The sequence below is a fragment of the Ruegeria sp. AB10 genome (genome assembly GCF_056542745.1).
Window position 1 is genome coordinate 252,820 of sequence record NZ_JBQGAI010000003.1, and the last position, 16,636, is coordinate 269,455.

Consider the following 16,636-nt stretch of genomic DNA (forward strand, 5'->3'; position numbering starts at 1 on the left):
TCATGATCCAATTGCCGGAGTCTGGTTTCAGACGATCTGTTACAAAGTCAAACATCGACCCTAACGCACTAGCTGATTGGCTGGAGGCGGTTGTCCTATTTGAGGGGGAGCCGGTTAGCAAAAGCGATGTTGTCGATATCTTAATCGAATATGAAGTTTGCCCTGATGGCGCCCAGGATCTTGCTCACTGGATAGCTGACACCGGTTGGCAAGAACTGCAGAAGCGAAAGAACTGGGGCGGCTTGCCAGCCTCGTTTACAATCGGGACTACTCGAATTGTTGACGTGATCCAGTGGGAAAACGATCCTATTCGATCTTTCTTCTTGCTTTTAAGCATCCTGCGAATTTTTCCTGACTGGGCAAAAGGTCAGGTAGATCACGTTGTCCAAGGCAATCTTTTTGAAAAGGTGGTCGAGGCGATTTGCCCCGCCATGCTGCCCGGTTGGCATGTTTTCCGTGCAGGATGGTCACCTGACGAGGCTCAGGATATACCCACCATTATCTCGGAACTACGTGATCGCATTAACGTCAAAGGTGCCGTAGATCCGTATGAGTACGTGGCAACTGATGCTAAGGATGCCGGGTTAGATATTGTTTGCTACCGTCCATTTGGTGACACGCGGGAGGCTCTTCCTGTGTACTTGCTTCAATGTGCTAGCGGAAAGAACTGGCGGCAAAAGGTTCATACCCCCAACCCGCATGTGTGGCAGAAGCTGCTTGATTCAGCTGTGCAGCCGAGTACTGGAATTGCTGCTCCGTTTGTTATTGACACCCCAGAAATGAAGCGTGCGGCGCTGGAAGGGCAAATAACCGTGTTGGATCGTATAAGGATGCTACGAGCTGCAACCGATGCCGATGTGACCCTGGACGGTGAAACTCTCGCTGAAGTCATTGACTGGCTCGCACCCAGAATCGAGGCTCTACCAAGATTTGTTTGAGTCTCCCCAGTTTGCTCGGTGTTTTCCGAACTCAACGCTCAATCCATAGGCCACGCAGAAAGCGGGTTGTTCAGTGCGAAATCACACTGGGTTGGGGTTGATGGTTTTGTGTTTGAAGGGCGAGTATAGTAGTTGACGGCAGCCCCGTACACAATATCATGCCCTACGTAGGAAATGTGAATTAATGGGTTCACTGACCGGGCAGCTACAGTCAGACAAGAAAAACATGTGACCATGAAATTTATAGATCTGTTCGCGGGATTGGGGGGCTTCCACCAAGCATTAAGCGCCCTTAATGGCGAATGTGTTTTTGCGTCAGAGTTGAACCCCGCGCTTTCCTCACTTTATGAGAAGAACTTTGATTTAGAGCCTCACGGGGATATCCGTGCCGTCGCGTTAGAGTGCATTCCGGACCATGATGTCCTTTGTGCAGGTTTTCCATGCCAACCATTTTCGAAGGCTGGAGAGCAAAAAGGACTAGAATGTCCTCAATGGGGCGATTTAATCGACTATGTAGTAGAAATTCTAAGACTGAAGAAACCGCGTTACTTCATTGTCGAGAATGTCCCGAATCTGGTGAGACATAATGGTGGAAAAACTTGGCACGTGATCTGCGATAAACTCCGAGGTGCCGGATACGACATATCTGGAGCCAAGCTGTCACCTCATATGTTCGGAGTTCCCCAAAAACGCGAACGCGCTTTTTTGGTCGGTGATAGGCAAGGCCTTCAAGGGTTTGTTTGGCCAACTCCTTCAAAGTTGCCGGAGGTGTCTATCTCGACGATTTTGGACCAAAACCCTTCAGATGCTCTCAGCCTCAACTCAAACCACCTGAAGTACATGGAGACTTGGCAAACTTTCTTGGAGAGATTTCCAAAGGACGAAGAGTTGCCGTCGTTTCCAATTTGGGCGATGGAATTCGGCGCTGACTATCCCATCCATGGTTTGACCCCATATGGAAGGTCCTATCAAGGCCTTGAAGATTATAAGGGAGCCTTTGGCGTTCCGCTAAACGGTTTGGCTTATGAAGCCACCGAAGAAGCGCTCCCGAACTATGCCCGATCGAAACAAGATGAATTCCCGGGGTGGAAGATCGATTTTATTGAAAAAAATCGGAGATTTTATGCTCGACATCAGGACATCATAGACCCACTGATACCTGAAATTCGAACGTTCCCTCCAAGTTTCCAGAAGCTGGAGTGGAACATTAAAGGTGGCGAACGAGATATTTGGAAGCAGATTGTCCAATTCCGAGCTAGTGGAATACGAGTTAAGCGCACTGATACAGCCCCATCTCTAATTGCTATGACCACAAGCCAAGTTCCGATTGTGTCATGGGAAAAGCGCTACATGACTCCCAGAGAGTGCAGCCGCCTCCAAAGTATGGGCGAATTGAAATACCTACCGGACACCAAGAACGGTGCCTACAAAGCGTTCGGAAATGCAGTGAACGTGGAGGTTGTGAAACAGATCATGACTGCACTGCTAGAGCGAGATAACGTGCAGACCGAGATGCCTTTGAACCTCGCCGCAGAGTAAATGACAGATTTAAACACAATAAATATTCGCCCAGGAGTGAACGTACTCGCTGTGCTTCCACACCTTAACTACAAAGCGTGGTTTGCTTTGGCGGAGTTTGTAGACAATTCTATTCAAAGCAGCATCAGCCGTCGCCGGGAGTTGAATCGAGTAGATGGTAAAAGCTACAAACTTCGGGTCGACATCGACTTTGATCCGACTGAGAAAACGATCACAATAACCGACAATGCTGCCGGTATTTCTTCCTCAGAGTATCAGCGTGCATTCCGGCCCGCAGAAATACCTCCCGATGCGACCGGTTTATCCGAATTTGGTATGGGTATGAAGAGTGCTGCTTGCTGGTTTGCTCCGAACTGGAGTGTGAGAACGAGTGCTCTGGGTGAAGCAATTGAACGCACAGTATTTTTTAACATCGATAAAATCGTGAATGACCAAATCGATGAACTTAACATAGGTTCGCTGGTTGTAGGTGCTAACAAACACTATACAGAAGTGCGCCTGGACAATACACATGCTTGAATATCGGTCCTGAAGCTCTGCAGTTGAGAATCCATCAAGGCGGCGTGCTCTTTTCGGATCTTGTCCATATCCGCGTTCAATTTCTCGCTCAGCCGGGTCGGCTTGCCAGTCGTCATGAAAAATCTCTCCTTTCAATCGCCAGCGTTCGCCCGTGTTGGGGTCTTTGGCGGTGATGTAATTTTTGCTTACGCGGGGGAGGTCGAAACCTGCGTCGGTCAGAGCATCGACCATGCTTGCACGGTCGGTGATGGTGCCGACGCTGATCTGGTCCAAGATCCATTCGTGCAGTTCTTCGCGGCCCTGTGCCCTGGTTGGGGCCTCAACGGTGGTTTGAACCTCCTGCGCGTGATCCAGATCCATGGGATCGGCCCAGGCATGAGCTTTGTTCATCAGGTCGCGCAGACTGTCATAGGCTGTCTGATAGCCAGGTGGCGCAATGTTGAGACTCTTGCCGGTTGTCAGCTCCAAACGCGGTGTGCAGAAATGCAGCTCAACGCGGTCTTCGTGGCTGTGCCGGACCCAGAGCAAGTCGAATTGCTCACTGTCCATACCAGCGAATGCCAGTGCCTCGAAGGCGTTCATGACTTCGACCTGCTGGGCTTCGGTGGGTGCGTCCTCGCTGGCAAAGCTGATGACGCCCGCGCGGTAGGTCCACTGATTGCGACAGGCGTCGATCAGGGCCTCGGTGCGGGCGGGATCGCCGCGTAGCACTTCAGGCAAAGGATCGCGTATGACCGTCATGGGCTGGCCATCAGCATCGCAGATTAGATCGCGATTGGCGTCATAGGCCAAGACTTCACGCGTGACGAGATAGCCAACTGGACCAGCACCCGCGCCTTTGCCATTGGGAAAGAACTTGATCAGCATTGTCGTGCCTCATCAAGGATCTTGGTAAGCTGGCGTTCAATCACAACCAGTTGTCGGGCGACGGCCAGCGTATCCATGTCAACCCGACCAATCAGAAGCGCCCGATTCACAACCCGTGCAACCTGGTTGAGGTTGCCGCCAATGCGCCCTAGTGCCAGGACCAGAGTGGGGTCGACGCGAGGCGCAGGCTTGCGACGACGTGCTTCCGTCAGACCCAATGCTTCGCGCAAGAGGGTCGCGGCAGACACTCCGGCAGCTTCGGCTTTGACGCGAAGCTCAGCCTTCTCAGCAACGCTACATCGAAAGACGAAGGTCTCGGTGAGCGGCGCTTTGGCGCGCGGCGTGCCTCCGCCGGTGGGGTTCGAAGGGGAGGCTTGCCACCCCTCGCAAGGTCCCGTGTCAGCAGCGCCAGCGTATGACATGGGTCGCCTTGCTCTTTGCTCAGACCGCAGGCACAGTTCCTGCTTCGATGGTGCAAACAGGGTCCAGCCTTCGGTGAAGCTGCTTGGCTTGTGTCCGCGCTTCCTCGGCGGTCAGGACGCCGTGTTGGCCGATGGTGATCCGTCGCGTCCGACGTCCGGCCCGGTACTGAACCAGATAGGTCTTTTTGCCGGAGGGATAGCCAAGATCGCCTCGAGATAGTTTCCTCCACAAAGGCGCGGCTGCGAGCCATAGGCGGCCCGAACAACTCACGGCTTTGGCGGTGCAGGTCCGGCTGCAACAACTCTGAAGCGTCTTCGGGCAAGGTTGAGTTTGTTCTATTCGCTCCTTACCGTATTGCGAGGGCGCTAAGCCGCTGAAGTTCTGCTCTATTCATTGAAGATATTCGGCGTCGCTGGAAAATAAGTGGTTGCACTTCCCTTACATGTGTAGCGTATTGCATCGAAAAATGACGCATAGGCTGACCAGAGATTTTCCCATGAATATTTCTATTGAAAAGATACGCTTTGGAGACCCAGATGCTTTGCATGAGTATATGAGGCAAGAAAAGGAGGGATCGCGAGTACTATTTAACTCATTTATTGCACCACCTAAGGCTAATATCTCCCAGCTTGAAAGTGGATCAAAGTTTTTCGTTGTTGGCCCCAAAGGGTCAGGTAAGACCACTATCCTGTTGCACCTCAGAGAGATCTTAGGTGACAAGCACTCGGCGCTAATTCTGTTCAAGTCGAAGATTCGGCCGGAGGATAGATCAAAGCTTGATAAAATGACGCGGACAATTGTCGTCGAAGATCAAGGAAATTTCGCTGTTGAAACGGATTACCGAACGGTGTGGGAGTGGTACATCCTTAAGAATATTTTCAGACTAATAGACCCATCAGATGTTCAGGATGGGGTGGGTTACTTTCAAGATGTATCCCTTCTTTTGGAGGCTGACCAAAAGAAGTTCAATACACTCTTCGACAGCATGAAGGTTGAAGGCGTCAAGGGAAAAGTTAACCTTTCTGTTAACGTGGGCGCTTTAAAGTCAGAGATTGGCGCTGAAATCGAAGCAAGGCGCAAAGATGCTGGAGACAGTACCCTTGATCTACTCGATTTAGTACGGCTTTCTCAAGAAGCTCTGAAGAACATAAAGCTGAAAGACGATGTAAAAGTTCGACTATATATTGATGAGCTCGAGTTTTTTCTGGAGGAAATGGGAAGCGGAGAGCGGGACCGGAGAATGGTCCGTGACCTGATATTTTCCGTTTATTCCATGAACCAGACATTTTACGAAGCTGGAATTGATGCCCTATGTTATGCTTCAGTTCGTTCTGAGGTGATCTACTCTTTCCCAGGCTCATCAAGTGAACTCAACAAAATAATGAGATCATTTTCCGTTAGCTTAAACTGGGAGCCAGCGCCCGGTAATCCTAGTAGTATTACGGAGATATTTAGAAGGAAGATTGAAAACTCTGAAATCGAAGAGGGAGAGGTTCCAACGCCTGACCCTTGGAGTAGCTACTTTCCTGAAACCATAAATGACAAGGATACGCAGAGATTTTTGCTTGATATGGGATCCCATAGGCCGCGAGGTGTGCTCCTTTGTTTGTTATCTGCGGCAGAAAGAGCGTGGGGTAAAACGGCGTTCACCGAAGATGATTTCGAGGATTCCGACAACTCATTTGCACAGGCTATGCTTGATGAGTTCAAGGATGAACTATCCGCAAACCTATTTGACTACGAGATAGATGCCGCTTTCTCGATCTTGAGAGGTAGGCACTATGTTTTTGATTTACCTGAATTTATTAGAAGAATGAATAGTGCGTCTGAAGCAATAGCTTCAGTCAGGCGGCTAAAGCAATCAAGGCGCGCAGAATTTGTGGTCGCGGCGCTCTACCGATCTGGTGTTGTCGGAAATTTCTTTAAAAACGAAGGGAGTGGCTTGCAGCGTCAGACCTGGGCATCACGAGGTTACCCTGACCCGATTCTTGATAAGCCATTCATTGTTCATCAATCTCTCCAAAAGCTTCTGGATATGGTCTAAGACCGTCTTGGAGGCAATATGATTGGAAGCGGAAGTTAGACCCGCAACCCAAAGCCGCGCATGCCCCGGTCCCAGACAAGGTATTCCTTGGCCTCAACGGCAAGCCCTTCCCGCTACTGCGTGGCCGTCAAGTCCATTGATCACGTTGCTAAGTATGGTTTTGATCTAACGCCAGTGTAATGCTGCCTTTCTGCGGTGACGGGCTTTGCAATTTTGGAAAGGAGACAATCGACCCATGCAATTCACATTCTTGCTGTATTGCAGTGCGTCGTCATAACCACTGAACCGCAAGTCCGCAGACACGGATTGACCCTCTCGGTCGGAACAACTCAGCCCTGTTGTCAGCCCGGCAGGTGCACAGCGTCCAATCTCCAAATGGCCCTAATGACCTGGCAACGGACACCCAGTTGAGCAACACTGATCCCGCCCAAAAGAGAAATCAAGCTTCCCGTCACCATCCAGCGTCTGAGCCAGATTGCCAAATCCAGAATTTTTTGGGTAGCGTGCACATGTGAATGTAGTTGGCGCTTTGTTTTTTCATACGGCTCTACCGCAGACCGTTCCAGGGCGCCTTGTCCGCGACGTCTTCAATCTCGTACCCCATTTCTCCGACACATGGTCCCAGAATGGCTAGAAGCGTTGCATTTGAATCGCCGATGTTGAACGTGGCGTGAACCACATCCGCACCGATGAAAACCGAATCCCCCGGTCCCATCACACGCTTTTCCTCGCCAAGCCACTGTTCGACCTGCCCGGCGACACAATAGATGACTTCTTCCTGATCGGGGTGTTTGTGAAAATCGTGGCCGTGACCGGGCGCAAGGCTGACCTCGATCACAGTAAGCTGCCCGGCACCTGTCGCCGGCGGATTACTCATCCATTTCAACTTGCCCCAATCGAGCGTTTCCTGCGGTGTGTCCGCCGAAAGCATGAATTTTCCGATCATCCCAATTCTCCGGTAGTGTTTTGATTGTGCAATAGTTCTGAACGTCGGCGCTTTGTCGTCAAGCGACCCCTTTGGAGCGTTCGACGCCGCGGCGCAGCTTGCCGAACTCGGCGGTCTGGGCTGTGATCGCCCGTTCAGTGGGCAGACGCTCCATGGATGACGCACCATAAAAGCCATGGCAATCAGGGCAGAGGTCAAGGAATTTCTGCGCATCCTCCGGCTCGGCCAGCGGACCGCCGTGGCAGATAAAGATCAGGTCATCGCGATAGGCCCGCGCCGCTGCGGCCCATTCGTCATAAAGCCGCGCGCATTCTGCGATATCCGGTGCGCTGTCCCCCGCGCCGATTGATCCGCCGGTGGTCAGTCCGAAATGCGCCACGATCACATCCGCGCCCGCCTTGGCCATTTCGGCGGCGTTGTCAGCGCTGAACACATAGGGCGTGGTCAGCAGGTCGCGTTCACGGGCCTTGGCGATCATCTCGACCTCCATGTCATAGGACATGCCGGTCGCCTCAAGCTCGCGCCGGAAACGTCCATCGATGATGCCGACCGTGGGGAAGTTCTGAACCCCGGCAAAGCCCATCGCGGCCAGATCGTCCAGAAACTTGTCCATGATACAGAACGGGTCCGTGGCGTTCACACCGGCCAGAACGGGCACGTTTTTGACAACGGGCAGCACCTCGCGCCCCATATCCACAACGATCTCGTTGGCATTGCCATAGGACATATACCCCGCCAAAGACCCACGTCCAGCCATGCGATAGCGGCCTGAATTGTAAATGACGATCAGGTCGATACCGCCAGCCTCTTCGCATTTGGCGGACAAGCCGGTGCCTGCTCCGCCGCCGACGATCACCTTGTCTGCTGCGATTTTGGCCCGCAGGCGGCCAAGGATTTCTGCGCGTCCCGTGACTGCCATCTCAGGTTTCCTTCTTTGTATAGATTTCGTTGAAATTGCTGATCGCGGCCTCGGCAAAGGCAGGATCGTTGATGTGTAAGTCCAGTTCGACCAATTGCCGGTCGGGGGTTTGGGCCACCGTGTCGCGCAGCGCCTGGAACAGAGCCTCGTTGGCCACCGGATCGTGGAAAGCCCCGCCTTCGATATCCAGCGCCGAAACGCCACGCAGCGGCAGCAGGAACCGAACCGGTCCCTCGCAGGCGTTCAGTTTGTTTCCGATCCATGCGCCGATCTGCGCGCATTCTTCGGGTGTCGAGCGCATCAGCGTGACCTGCGCGTTATGGTGATAGAATTTACGGTCTTTGAACTGCGCGGGCACTGACTCGGGTGCCCAGAAATTCGCCATGTCCAGCGCACCGCACGAGCCCACATAAGGCAGTTTGCTGCGCGCAATGCTGTCGAGCCGTTCTTCACCCGCGCTGAGCATTCCCCCCACGATCAGATCGCAGATCTCGGTCGTGGTGATATCGAGCACACCGGCCACATCGCCCTGATCGACCAGTTGCTCCATCGACCGGCCACCGCTGCCGGTGGCGTGGAAGACAAGGCAGTCGTAGTCATCGGCCAGCCCCTCGGTGATGGCCTGAACGGCAGGGGTGGTGACACCGAACATCGACAGAACCAGCGCGGGGCGGTCGTCGGTGGCCTCGGGCACCTCGTTCGCCATCATGCCCGACAGCGCGTGAGCTGCGTTGCCCAGCAGTTTGCGCGATACCCGGTTCAGACCGGATACATCCGTCACCGGATGGAACATATTCACATCCGACGCGCCGACATAGGCCGAGACATCGCCCGAGGCCAAAGTCGAGACCAGCACCTTGGGCACGCCGATCGGCAAAGCCTGCATCGCGGGTGCAATGATCCCCGACCCGCCCGAGCCGCCCAGCCCGATGATGCCGCCCAGATCGTCGCGACCCAGTACGAACGCGGTCAGGGCACGCGACATTTCAGTCACGGCCTGCCCCCGGTCGTTCACGAACACCGATGCCGGGCCGTCGGGATGGCAAGCAGCGACGCTGGCGGCTGTTACATCCACGCCGGTCTCGCCGCCTTTGGTGCCGACATTGACCAGCACGGTCTCTATCCCCGCCGCATCGATCAGGTCGCGCACATATCGAAGTTCCGGCCCCTTGGTGTCGGCAGTGCCGATCACGTAAGCTCTTTTTGTCATCCTCTCTCCCTCCCGTTAGCCCGACTGCCCGGGTTCCAGCCCCAGATGGCGCTTTTGCATCGCCGGGTCGTTTTCAAGGGCCTCTGCTGTCATCCGCTCGACAACTTCTCCACCGACCATGATGGCCACGTCCTGCACGGCGGCCAGCGCCGCGTGCATGTTCTGTTCGACCAGCAACACGGCGATGCCTTCGCTTGCGATCAGTTCGATCAAATCGATCACGTCCGAGACGATGGCCGGGGCCAGCCCTTCGGTCGGTTCGTCCAGCACCATCAGACGCGGATTCAGCAACAAGGCCCGGCCAATCGCCAGCATCTGCTGTTCCCCGCCTGACAGGCGGTTGCCCAGATTGCGGCGACGCTCCTTAAGACGCGGAAAGGTATGATACACCCGGTCAACAGACCACGTGCCGCCTTTGCGTTCGACGATCTTCAAATGTTCTTCAACCGTAAGAGACCGGAACACCCGCCGTCCCTGCGGCACGTAACCAATTCCCATCTGCGCGCGCTTTTCAGGCGGCAAGCCGGTCATATCGACACCATCGAACCGGATTTCTCCCGCCGAATGCGGATGCAGGCCCATGATCGCATTACACAGGCTGGTTTTGCCCATGCCATTACGGCCCAGAATGCCCAGCGGGCGGTTACCGACGTTCAGAGCGACCTCATGCAGCACATGGCTTGAGCCGTAGCGCAGGTCCAGCCCGCGAATGTCCAGCAGATCATCAGTGGCCATGAGCGCCTCCGATATAGACGCGATGCACGTCTTCGTTGCGCATGATGTCGTCGGGTGAGCCCTCGGCCAACATCCGCCCGTTATAGAGGACCGAAACGCTTTCCGAGGTCTGCAAGGCGATATCCATATCGTGCTCGATCAGCACAACCGTCACATCCTTGGGCAGCGACATCAGCAATGCGCTGAGTTTCGGGCGCTCGGCAGGTGACAATCCCGCCGCCGGTTCGTCCAGCAACAGTATTCTGGGGTTCTCGGCCAGCGCGATCCCGATCTCAAGCTGCCGCCGTTGTCCGTGGCTGAGCTCCGAGGTTTCGCGGTCCAGCACATCGGTCACGCCGGCCACCTCGGCCAGACGCTCGGCTTCGGCCAGCCGGTCATCAGTGACCCGCAAAGGCAGCACCTGCCGCCAGCCGCCGCGCACCCCGGCCACGGCCAGAAACAGCGTGTCGCGCACGGTCAGGCCGTTGAACAGGTGGGCGTGCTGATAGGTCCGGCGCAGCCCGCGTTGAATTCTCTTGTTGATCGGCTCGCGCGTCACCTTGTCGCCAAACAGGGTGATCTGGCCGGTCGTGGCGCTGGTATCCCCGGTTAGGACGTTGAACAGGCTGGTCTTGCCCGCACCGTTCGGCCCGAGGATTGCGCGCCGCTCGCCAGGGCGGACAGTCAGGTCGATATCCTGCACCGCCCAGAACCCGCCAAAGCGTTTGCCAATGCCCCGGACTTCCAGGGCATTGGCGGTGTTATGTGAGTGGTTTACGGGCACGAGGGGTTGTCCCGGCTAACTGGACCCGAGGCCAGGAAGGCCTCTTCGTCTTGTCCCAGCAGCTGATTCACATCGCGCACAACCTTGACGACACGGTTGCCCAGCGAACCGTCTTCGCGCTCGTAGACTTCGGTGACAAAGTTGTCGACGATACCGTTGCGGTTCTTGTCCAGACGCATGGTGCCACCGGTCGGGGTAACAAAGGTCAGGTCGTTCAGCGCCGCGCGGAAGGCCGCCTGATCGTCGGACAGGTCGCCGTCGACCTCGTCCAGTGCCAGTATCGCAGCCTTTGCGCTCATGTAGTAATGATGCGCAAAGATCGAGGGGGCCGAGAAGCCGTCGGGGAAGGCTTCGGTATAGCTGGCGGTGAAGGCTTTCCACTCGTCGCCGTCATAATCGCCAACGGTCGGCGTTCCGGCAGGCGCGCCCACCAGCAGTTTCTTGAACGGGCCTTTGCTGTCCAGAATGGACTGGTCGATGGTGATCGAGCCGCCAATGATCGGCTTGTCACCGCCCGCCTGGCTGTACTGGGTCAGGAAGTTGACCGCATCTGCACCACCAAGCGCCACGAACAGCGCATCGACATCCTGTGGAATCGAGTAGACGACCGAGGAGTAATCCTTGTTGCCGATCGGCGTCCAGAACTTCTCGGGCACCTTGCCGCCGGCCTCGCAGAACTCGGTCATGAAGCCCAGCACTTGGGTGTAGGGGAAGGAATAGTCCTCGGCGATGACGGCCACGGATTTATAGCCCATGTCGTTGAAGGCATAGTCACCCACGCCAACCATCCACTGCGCACCGTCGCCGCCAAAGCGGTAGAAATTGTCGGAACTGTCGCGCAGGGTTGTATCCTGCGCCGCGCTGGATCCATTCAGGAAGGTCACGCCGGGATAGGATTTCGACAGGTCGCGCAAGGCCAGACCTTCCGAACCGGACAGCGGACCGACGATGATGTCCACCCCGTCCTGCTCGATCAGCTTGCGCGCCGCGTTCACAGCGCTGTCGGGGCTGGCGTCGGACGACATGGTGATCACTTCGATCTTGTTGCCATCAACCTCACCACCGGCTTCCAGTACCGCAAGTTCCGCGCCACGGATGCCGTCCTGACCCAGCGCGGCAAACGCACCTTCCAGGATCGAGATCACGCCGATCTTGACGTCTTCGGCAGATGCCGGGACCGCCATTGCGCAGAGCGCCAGCGCGGATGCAGCCATTTTGAGCTTATTCATTTTTCAGGTTCCTCCCTATGAGTGTGCTCAGACAGTTGATTTTTCTTTGACTTCTGGACGACGCAGCCGCGCCATCCAGTCGCTTGCCAGTTGTTGCAGCCCTCCTGGTGCCACGATGACGATCAGCAGCAGCACGCCACCGATCAGCGTGTTGAACCGCTCGCGGTCGATCAGGTCGACGGCGAAGGTGTCCAGCAGGACAAAGACCGCCGCGCCGACAAAGGCTCCGCCCGGATGGCGCAGCCCGCCGATGACCGAGATGATGAGGATGTCGATGATGGGCCCAAGGCCGACCGAAAAGGATGAGATACGTTCCTGATACCAGACGTTCAGGATGCCACCGGCCCCGGCCAGCAGGCCCGAGAAGGCAAAGGCGGCAACGATGGGCGTGGTGACCGAAATCCCCAGCGCCAGCACACGACCGGGTGCGTCACGAACTGCCTGAATGGTCAGGCCCAGCGGTGAGCGGACAAAGCCGTTGACCAGTGCCAACGCAAGCGCGGCCATGCCCAGAGACAACAGGTACAGCGGCAGCGGGTTGCGCAGGCTGAGCCCCGCAACCTCGGGCGCACGGACGCCGGAAAAGCCGGTCCAGCCATTGAAGAAGGTGTAATTCTGCCGGGTGAAGTAGAAGAACGCCACGCCAATCGCCAGCGTGATCATGATAGCGTAAATCCCGCGCGACCGGCGCGCGATCAGGCCAACCAGAGCGCCCGAAATGGTTGCAAGGATCAGCGCCAGCGGGATCGAGACCCAGAACGGCAGCGAAACACCGATGCCTACGGTATTGGGGCCGAAAAACGCGATGGTATAGCCCGCGATCCCGGCCATGGTGGCCTGCGCGAACGAGACAACGCCCAGATAAGTCGCCAGAAAACTGAGGCTCAGCGCCATGATGCCAAGGATCAGCGACCGTGTGGCCACCTGCGTCAGCCAGAAATCGTTCAGGACGACCGGCAGGATCAAAAGCGGGACAAGGATCAGCGCCTGTTTCATTGCTCGGCCTTTCCCAGCAGGCCCTGCGGTCGCACCGCCAGCACCAGCACCATGATCGCAAAGGTGAACACCACGCCGTAGGTGGGTGCATAGGCCAGCCCGTATTGCTCGGCCAGACCAACCAGCAGCGCGCCCAGGGCGGCCCCTCCGATCGAGCCCATACCACCGACGATCACCACCACCAGCGAAGACAGCAGGAATTGCAGGTCCGTCCCCGGCGCAATCGACAGCGCGCTGGCTGCGACCACTCCAGCCATTCCGGCCAGCATGCCGCCCAAGGCAAACACGAGAACAAAGATGCGGTTGATCGGATAGCCCAACGCGCGGAGCATGTCCTGATCGTCCACACCCGCCCGGATCACCGCGCCAAAGCGTGTCCGTTGGATCAGAAACCAAAGGCCAATCCCGACCACTAGCGCAAAGCCCATCAGCGCCAGACGGATATTCGCATACCCCACGCCCAGAACCGGCAGACGCTGCCCTCCGGCTAGGGCATCGGGCAGTTCGACCTGATAAGTCAGCCCGCCCCAGTACCACAGCATCAGATCGGCCATGATGATTGAAATTGCAATCGATGCCAGGGTCTGACGCAGTTCGTCCCCCTGCATCCAGCCCAGAATGCCAGCCTGCACGATGGCACCAGCCAACGCCGCCGCCAATCCGCCCCCAAGGACACCCAGCCCCCACGAGCCAGTGACATCAACAATGCTGTATCCGACATAGCCGCCCAGCAGCAGCAACGCGCCATGGGCCATGTTCACCGTCCGCATCAACCCGAAGATCAGACTGAAGCCGCTGGCCGCCAAGAAGTAGAGTGCTGCAAGCGTCAGCCCGTTCAGGGTGACGATCAGAAATAAGGTCATGATTCCTCCCGTTGAGACGACCATGTCCGAATTTCAGGAATCCCCACAGCTCTGGGTTCATTTCCGATGAAGAAAAATATTGTATATTATCAATAAGTTATTATTTCTCGGGGATCAAAGATTCTCAAAAAAGAAGAAGAAATGAGAATTTGCTTCTCAAATGCGGAAAACTTTTCTTATACAGAGACATGCAGAACCTGACATTGACCGGCACACCGTCTGCCCGCCCTGACCAGGCCGACCGGATTTACTGCCCTGCTTTGGGTGGGTTGAGCGTCTCTCAGGCGGACCTCGCCTTTGTAATGCCCCGGCTCGACCACAACCGCGTGCTGCGCGAAACGCCGAAACAAGGCGACTGGGCTGCGATATTGGCCAGCGATCCGTTCGGGTCCGAGGCGACCATGCTCTCGCAACTTTATGAGAAGGGGTATCGCGGCGTGGTGAACTGGCCCTCTTCGATCCTGCTGGATGGCAGTCTGCGCCAGTCGATGTCGACAATCCCTGCCTCGCCTGAGTTCGAATACGCGTTTCTGGCCCGCGCCAAAGCCGCCGGGTTTCAGGCGCTGGCCTTCTTCATCTCGCTGGCGCAGGCCCGTGCTGCGGTACAGGCCGGGCTGGACCGCCTTGTCCTGCATCCCGGACTGCTGGATGTGGATAGCCCCGACAGCGGCGCGCTTGTATTGGGCTCATTGCAAAGGGTGATCGAAACGATCCGGGACGAAGCAGAGCAGGTCAGTGTGTTTGCCTATACCTCGGCATGGCACGAACGCATGGTTCCGCTCAGCACGCTTGATGTGGATGGTCTGATCTGGTGCGAGGGTGCGGCATGACGATTCGCGACAGGAACTTTCTGTTTGCTGCGGTTGTCGGGTCGGGCCTGACGGCAAAGGCGGCAGACAAGGCCGGGGCCGACTATCTGCTGGCGTTGAACGCGGGGCGTTTCCGGGTGCAGGGTGCCTCGTCCCTGACCAGCTTTCTGCCGGTCCGGGCCGCCAATGACTGGGTCATCGAATTTGCCGAACGCGAGATGCTGGGACGTTGCTCTGCGCCGATCTACGCGGGGTTTTCCGTCAGTGACCCCGATCTGGGCATCGGCGCGCTGGTGCAAAGAACCAAAGCGCTTGGCTTCTCAGGTGTCTGCAACTTTCCATCGACGACACTGATCGACGGACGGTTGGGCGCGTTGATGGAACGCGAGGGGTTGGGGTTCGACCGCGAAATAGCGCTGGTGAAAGAGGCGACGGCGGCCGGTCTGGGCACCTTCGTTTATGTCCACACCAACGCGCAGGCCCGCAGGATGGTCGATGCGGGGGCAACGGCCATCTGTGTCAACGTGGGCTTTACCAGCGGCGGAACGGGCGTGAGCACTCACCTGACGCTGGAAACCGCTGCGGCGCAGATCGAGCGGGTTCTGGAGGGCGTACCAGCCTCGGTCGACAAATTGTGCCACGGCGGCCCCATCACCTCACCCGAAGAGGCGCTGGCCATCACCCGTATCTGTGGTGTGCAGGGGTTTGTTGCAGGCTCAACGCTTGACCGGCTGCCGGTCGAGCAAACCCTTAGCGAAGTCACCAAGGGCTTTACCGCGATTCCCAGCCTGTCGCGCATCAAGCAGGCCCCCTCGAACACCGAAAATGATCTGGTCGGCTCGTCTTATGCCATGCAGACGATCCGCGAAGAGCTGGATGATCTGGCCTATGAAGACATCCCCGTTCTACTGATCGGCGAGACTGGAACGGGCAAAAGCCGCGCGGCCCTCAGGCTGCACGAGGCAGGCCCGGCGGCCCGGCGGCAACCCGTGGTCGTGGATTGCCCTGCCTTGGGCGGCGAGGAAGGCGGCGTGCATTTGCTAGGCAAAGCGCCCGGTGCGTTGGGCAGCACTGGCACCCAGCGCGGCGCGTTGGAGCAAGCGTCCGGCAGCACCATCATCTTTGACGAAATCACCGCCTTGCAGCCCGAGCATCAGGGCAAGATTCTGAAATTCACCGATGAAAAGACGGTGCAGCGGATCGGGGACCATACGCTCAGGCGCGCGGATGCCCGGATCATCTCGACCACAACGCAGGATCTGCTTGCCCAGATCGAGAGGGACGCGTTTCGGCAGGATCTGTATTATCGGATCTCGGGCCATGAAATCACCCTGCCGCCATTGCGCGACCGTGTGGACGATATCCCCGAACTGGCCATGTATCTGGGCCGACAGGTCAGCGGTGAGCCTCCGAAATTCTCGAACGCTGCGTTGCGGCTGATGCTGGAACACGACTGGCCCGGTAATGTGCGAGAGTTGCACCACGCCGTGCAGCGCGCGGTTCGCAAATCGGGCGGGGGGACGATTGACCTCAAGGCGATCGACTTTCTGCGGCGAAAACCGGCGGGCGCTCCAAAGGCGCAGACGGATGAAACCCCGGCGCGGGTCGCGGTGTCCGAGCGGGACTGGATTGCCGAAGCGCTGGCACGAAACGGCTTCCGCCGCGCGCAAACGGCCGAGGAATTGGGCATGACCACCCGCACGCTTTACAACAAAATCAAGAAACACGGACTACAGGGATAGTACGCTCAGTTACACCGCATTATCCAATTTTCTCGTTGCAAATGACCGGGAAACCTACTGCGGTTTGCTTCGTCAAATGCCTTGCCTTAGGTGC

The 16,636-nt window shown here is 56.8% G+C and carries 16 protein-coding genes and 1 pseudogene; 6 read left to right on the forward strand and 11 right to left on the reverse strand.

Translation table 11 applies throughout. From position 1 onward, the window contains the following. The first annotated feature begins 2 nt into the window (after positions 1-2). The 3 genes and pseudogenes from ACR0NT_RS08675 to ACR0NT_RS08685 all read left to right on the forward strand — a co-directional run. Complete coding sequence (locus ACR0NT_RS08675; protein ID WP_170444350.1) at positions 3-938, forward strand: hypothetical protein; 936 nt, start codon at positions 3-5, stop codon at positions 936-938. 234 nt (positions 939-1,172) lie between these two features. After that, entirely contained in the window at positions 1,173-2,477 is a 1,305-nt protein-coding gene (locus tag ACR0NT_RS08680) for a DNA (cytosine-5-)-methyltransferase (RefSeq protein ID WP_170673305.1), read from the forward strand. After that, positions 2,478-2,852: pseudogene (locus ACR0NT_RS08685) on the forward strand (ATP-binding protein); the annotation flags it as partial. Here the strand turns inward: ACR0NT_RS08685 and ACR0NT_RS08690 are convergent. Genes ACR0NT_RS08690 through ACR0NT_RS08700 form a run of 3 tightly spaced genes read right to left on the reverse strand, consistent with a single transcriptional unit; the run spans position 2,778 to position 4,556 of the window. Further along, positions 2,778-3,863 carry a relaxase family protein gene (locus ACR0NT_RS08690; protein ID WP_480442917.1) on the reverse strand — a complete coding sequence of 362 codons (1,086 nt, stop codon included), beginning with the start codon at positions 3,861-3,863 and terminating at the stop codon, positions 2,778-2,780. The pseudogene ACR0NT_RS08685 and the gene ACR0NT_RS08690 overlap by 75 nt on opposite strands. Then, the gene (locus ACR0NT_RS08695) at positions 3,857-4,285 is read right to left on the reverse strand and encodes a plasmid mobilization protein (protein ID WP_170444333.1); all 429 of its coding nucleotides are present in this window, start codon (positions 4,283-4,285) and stop codon (positions 3,857-3,859) included. Before ACR0NT_RS08695 ends, ACR0NT_RS08690 begins: the two co-directional genes overlap by 7 nt. 19 nt (positions 4,286-4,304) lie before the next feature. Further along, entirely contained in the window at positions 4,305-4,556 is a 252-nt protein-coding gene (locus tag ACR0NT_RS08700) for an Arm DNA-binding domain-containing protein (protein ID WP_170672750.1), read from the reverse strand. 226 nt (positions 4,557-4,782) lie between these two features. Here ACR0NT_RS08700 and ACR0NT_RS08705 point away from each other — a divergent pair, with 226 nt between their 5' ends. Further along, positions 4,783-6,330: a P-loop ATPase, Sll1717 family gene (locus ACR0NT_RS08705; protein ID WP_170672751.1), complete on the forward strand. Its 1,548-nt coding sequence runs from the start codon at positions 4,783-4,785 to the stop codon at positions 6,328-6,330. A 547-nt stretch (positions 6,331-6,877) separates the two neighbouring features. Here the strand turns inward: ACR0NT_RS08705 and ACR0NT_RS08710 are convergent. Genes ACR0NT_RS08710 through ACR0NT_RS08745 form a run of 8 tightly spaced genes read right to left on the reverse strand, consistent with a single transcriptional unit; the run spans position 6,878 to position 13,991 of the window. Then, positions 6,878-7,276: a cupin domain-containing protein gene (locus ACR0NT_RS08710; protein WP_170672752.1), complete on the reverse strand. Its 399-nt coding sequence runs from the start codon at positions 7,274-7,276 to the stop codon at positions 6,878-6,880. A gap of 58 nt (positions 7,277-7,334) precedes the next feature. Further along, the gene (locus ACR0NT_RS08715; protein ID WP_170672753.1) at positions 7,335-8,195 is read right to left on the reverse strand and encodes a phosphoenolpyruvate hydrolase family protein; all 861 of its coding nucleotides are present in this window, start codon (positions 8,193-8,195) and stop codon (positions 7,335-7,337) included. A 1-nt stretch (position 8,196) separates the two neighbouring features. Beyond that, on the reverse strand, positions 8,197-9,405 hold the full coding sequence (locus ACR0NT_RS08720; RefSeq protein WP_480442919.1) for a Tm-1-like ATP-binding domain-containing protein: 1,209 nt from the start codon (positions 9,403-9,405) through the stop codon (positions 8,197-8,199). A 15-nt stretch (positions 9,406-9,420) separates the two neighbouring features. Further along, positions 9,421-10,140: a branched-chain amino acid ABC transporter ATP-binding protein gene (locus ACR0NT_RS08725; RefSeq protein WP_170444313.1), complete on the reverse strand. Its 720-nt coding sequence runs from the start codon at positions 10,138-10,140 to the stop codon at positions 9,421-9,423. Then, a complete protein-coding gene (locus ACR0NT_RS08730; RefSeq protein ID WP_170672754.1) occupies positions 10,130-10,903 on the reverse strand; it encodes an ABC transporter ATP-binding protein in 774 nt (257 codons plus the stop codon). Before ACR0NT_RS08730 ends, ACR0NT_RS08725 begins: the two co-directional genes overlap by 11 nt. Next, the gene (locus ACR0NT_RS08735; RefSeq protein ID WP_170672755.1) at positions 10,894-12,132 is read right to left on the reverse strand and encodes an ABC transporter substrate-binding protein; all 1,239 of its coding nucleotides are present in this window, start codon (positions 12,130-12,132) and stop codon (positions 10,894-10,896) included. Before ACR0NT_RS08735 ends, ACR0NT_RS08730 begins: the two co-directional genes overlap by 10 nt. A 27-nt stretch (positions 12,133-12,159) precedes the next feature. Next, positions 12,160-13,128, reverse strand: coding sequence for a branched-chain amino acid ABC transporter permease (locus ACR0NT_RS08740; RefSeq protein WP_170672756.1), 969 nt, complete (start codon positions 13,126-13,128; stop codon positions 12,160-12,162). After that, the gene (locus ACR0NT_RS08745; protein ID WP_170444300.1) at positions 13,125-13,991 is read right to left on the reverse strand and encodes a branched-chain amino acid ABC transporter permease; all 867 of its coding nucleotides are present in this window, start codon (positions 13,989-13,991) and stop codon (positions 13,125-13,127) included. The genes ACR0NT_RS08740 and ACR0NT_RS08745 overlap by 4 nt, the downstream gene beginning before the upstream one ends. 188 nt (positions 13,992-14,179) lie before the next feature. On the opposite strand from ACR0NT_RS08745, the gene ACR0NT_RS08750 reads away from it, so the two are divergent. Together ACR0NT_RS08750 and ACR0NT_RS08755 are read left to right on the forward strand one after the other, a co-directional pair. Further along, the gene (locus ACR0NT_RS08750) at positions 14,180-14,821 is read left to right on the forward strand and encodes a phosphoenolpyruvate hydrolase family protein (RefSeq protein WP_170672757.1); all 642 of its coding nucleotides are present in this window, start codon (positions 14,180-14,182) and stop codon (positions 14,819-14,821) included. After that, positions 14,818-16,542 (forward strand): phosphoenolpyruvate hydrolase family protein, encoded by a 1,725-nt coding sequence (locus ACR0NT_RS08755; RefSeq protein ID WP_170672758.1) that lies wholly within the window; start codon positions 14,818-14,820, stop codon positions 16,540-16,542. Before ACR0NT_RS08750 ends, ACR0NT_RS08755 begins: the two co-directional genes overlap by 4 nt. Positions 16,543-16,636 lie beyond the last annotated feature (94 nt).

What these genes read in the sequence shown, in the direction of transcription:
- ACR0NT_RS08675 (WP_170444350.1), top strand. Translation starts at nt 3, where the DNA reads ATGATCCAATTGCCGGAGTCTGGTTTCAGACGATCTGTTACAAAGTCA.
- ACR0NT_RS08680 (WP_170673305.1), top strand. Translation starts at nt 1,173, where the DNA reads ATGAAATTTATAGATCTGTTCGCGGGATTGGGGGGCTTCCACCAAGCA.
- ACR0NT_RS08690 (WP_480442917.1), bottom strand. Translation starts at nt 3,863, where the DNA reads ATGCTGATCAAGTTCTTTCCCAATGGCAAAGGCGCGGGTGCTGGTCCA.
- ACR0NT_RS08695 (WP_170444333.1), bottom strand. Translation starts at nt 4,285, where the DNA reads ATGTCATACGCTGGCGCTGCTGACACGGGACCTTGCGAGGGGTGGCAA.
- ACR0NT_RS08705 (WP_170672751.1), top strand. Translation starts at nt 4,783, where the DNA reads ATGAATATTTCTATTGAAAAGATACGCTTTGGAGACCCAGATGCTTTG.
- ACR0NT_RS08710 (WP_170672752.1), bottom strand. Translation starts at nt 7,276, where the DNA reads ATGATCGGAAAATTCATGCTTTCGGCGGACACACCGCAGGAAACGCTC.
- ACR0NT_RS08715 (WP_170672753.1), bottom strand. Translation starts at nt 8,195, where the DNA reads ATGGCAGTCACGGGACGCGCAGAAATCCTTGGCCGCCTGCGGGCCAAA.
- ACR0NT_RS08720 (WP_480442919.1), bottom strand. Translation starts at nt 9,405, where the DNA reads ATGACAAAAAGAGCTTACGTGATCGGCACTGCCGACACCAAGGGGCCG.
- ACR0NT_RS08725 (WP_170444313.1), bottom strand. Translation starts at nt 10,140, where the DNA reads ATGGCCACTGATGATCTGCTGGACATTCGCGGGCTGGACCTGCGCTAC.
- ACR0NT_RS08735 (WP_170672755.1), bottom strand. Translation starts at nt 12,132, where the DNA reads ATGAATAAGCTCAAAATGGCTGCATCCGCGCTGGCGCTCTGCGCAATG.
- ACR0NT_RS08740 (WP_170672756.1), bottom strand. Translation starts at nt 13,128, where the DNA reads ATGAAACAGGCGCTGATCCTTGTCCCGCTTTTGATCCTGCCGGTCGTC.
- ACR0NT_RS08745 (WP_170444300.1), bottom strand. Translation starts at nt 13,991, where the DNA reads ATGACCTTATTTCTGATCGTCACCCTGAACGGGCTGACGCTTGCAGCA.
- ACR0NT_RS08750 (WP_170672757.1), top strand. Translation starts at nt 14,180, where the DNA reads ATGCAGAACCTGACATTGACCGGCACACCGTCTGCCCGCCCTGACCAG.
- ACR0NT_RS08755 (WP_170672758.1), top strand. Translation starts at nt 14,818, where the DNA reads ATGACGATTCGCGACAGGAACTTTCTGTTTGCTGCGGTTGTCGGGTCG.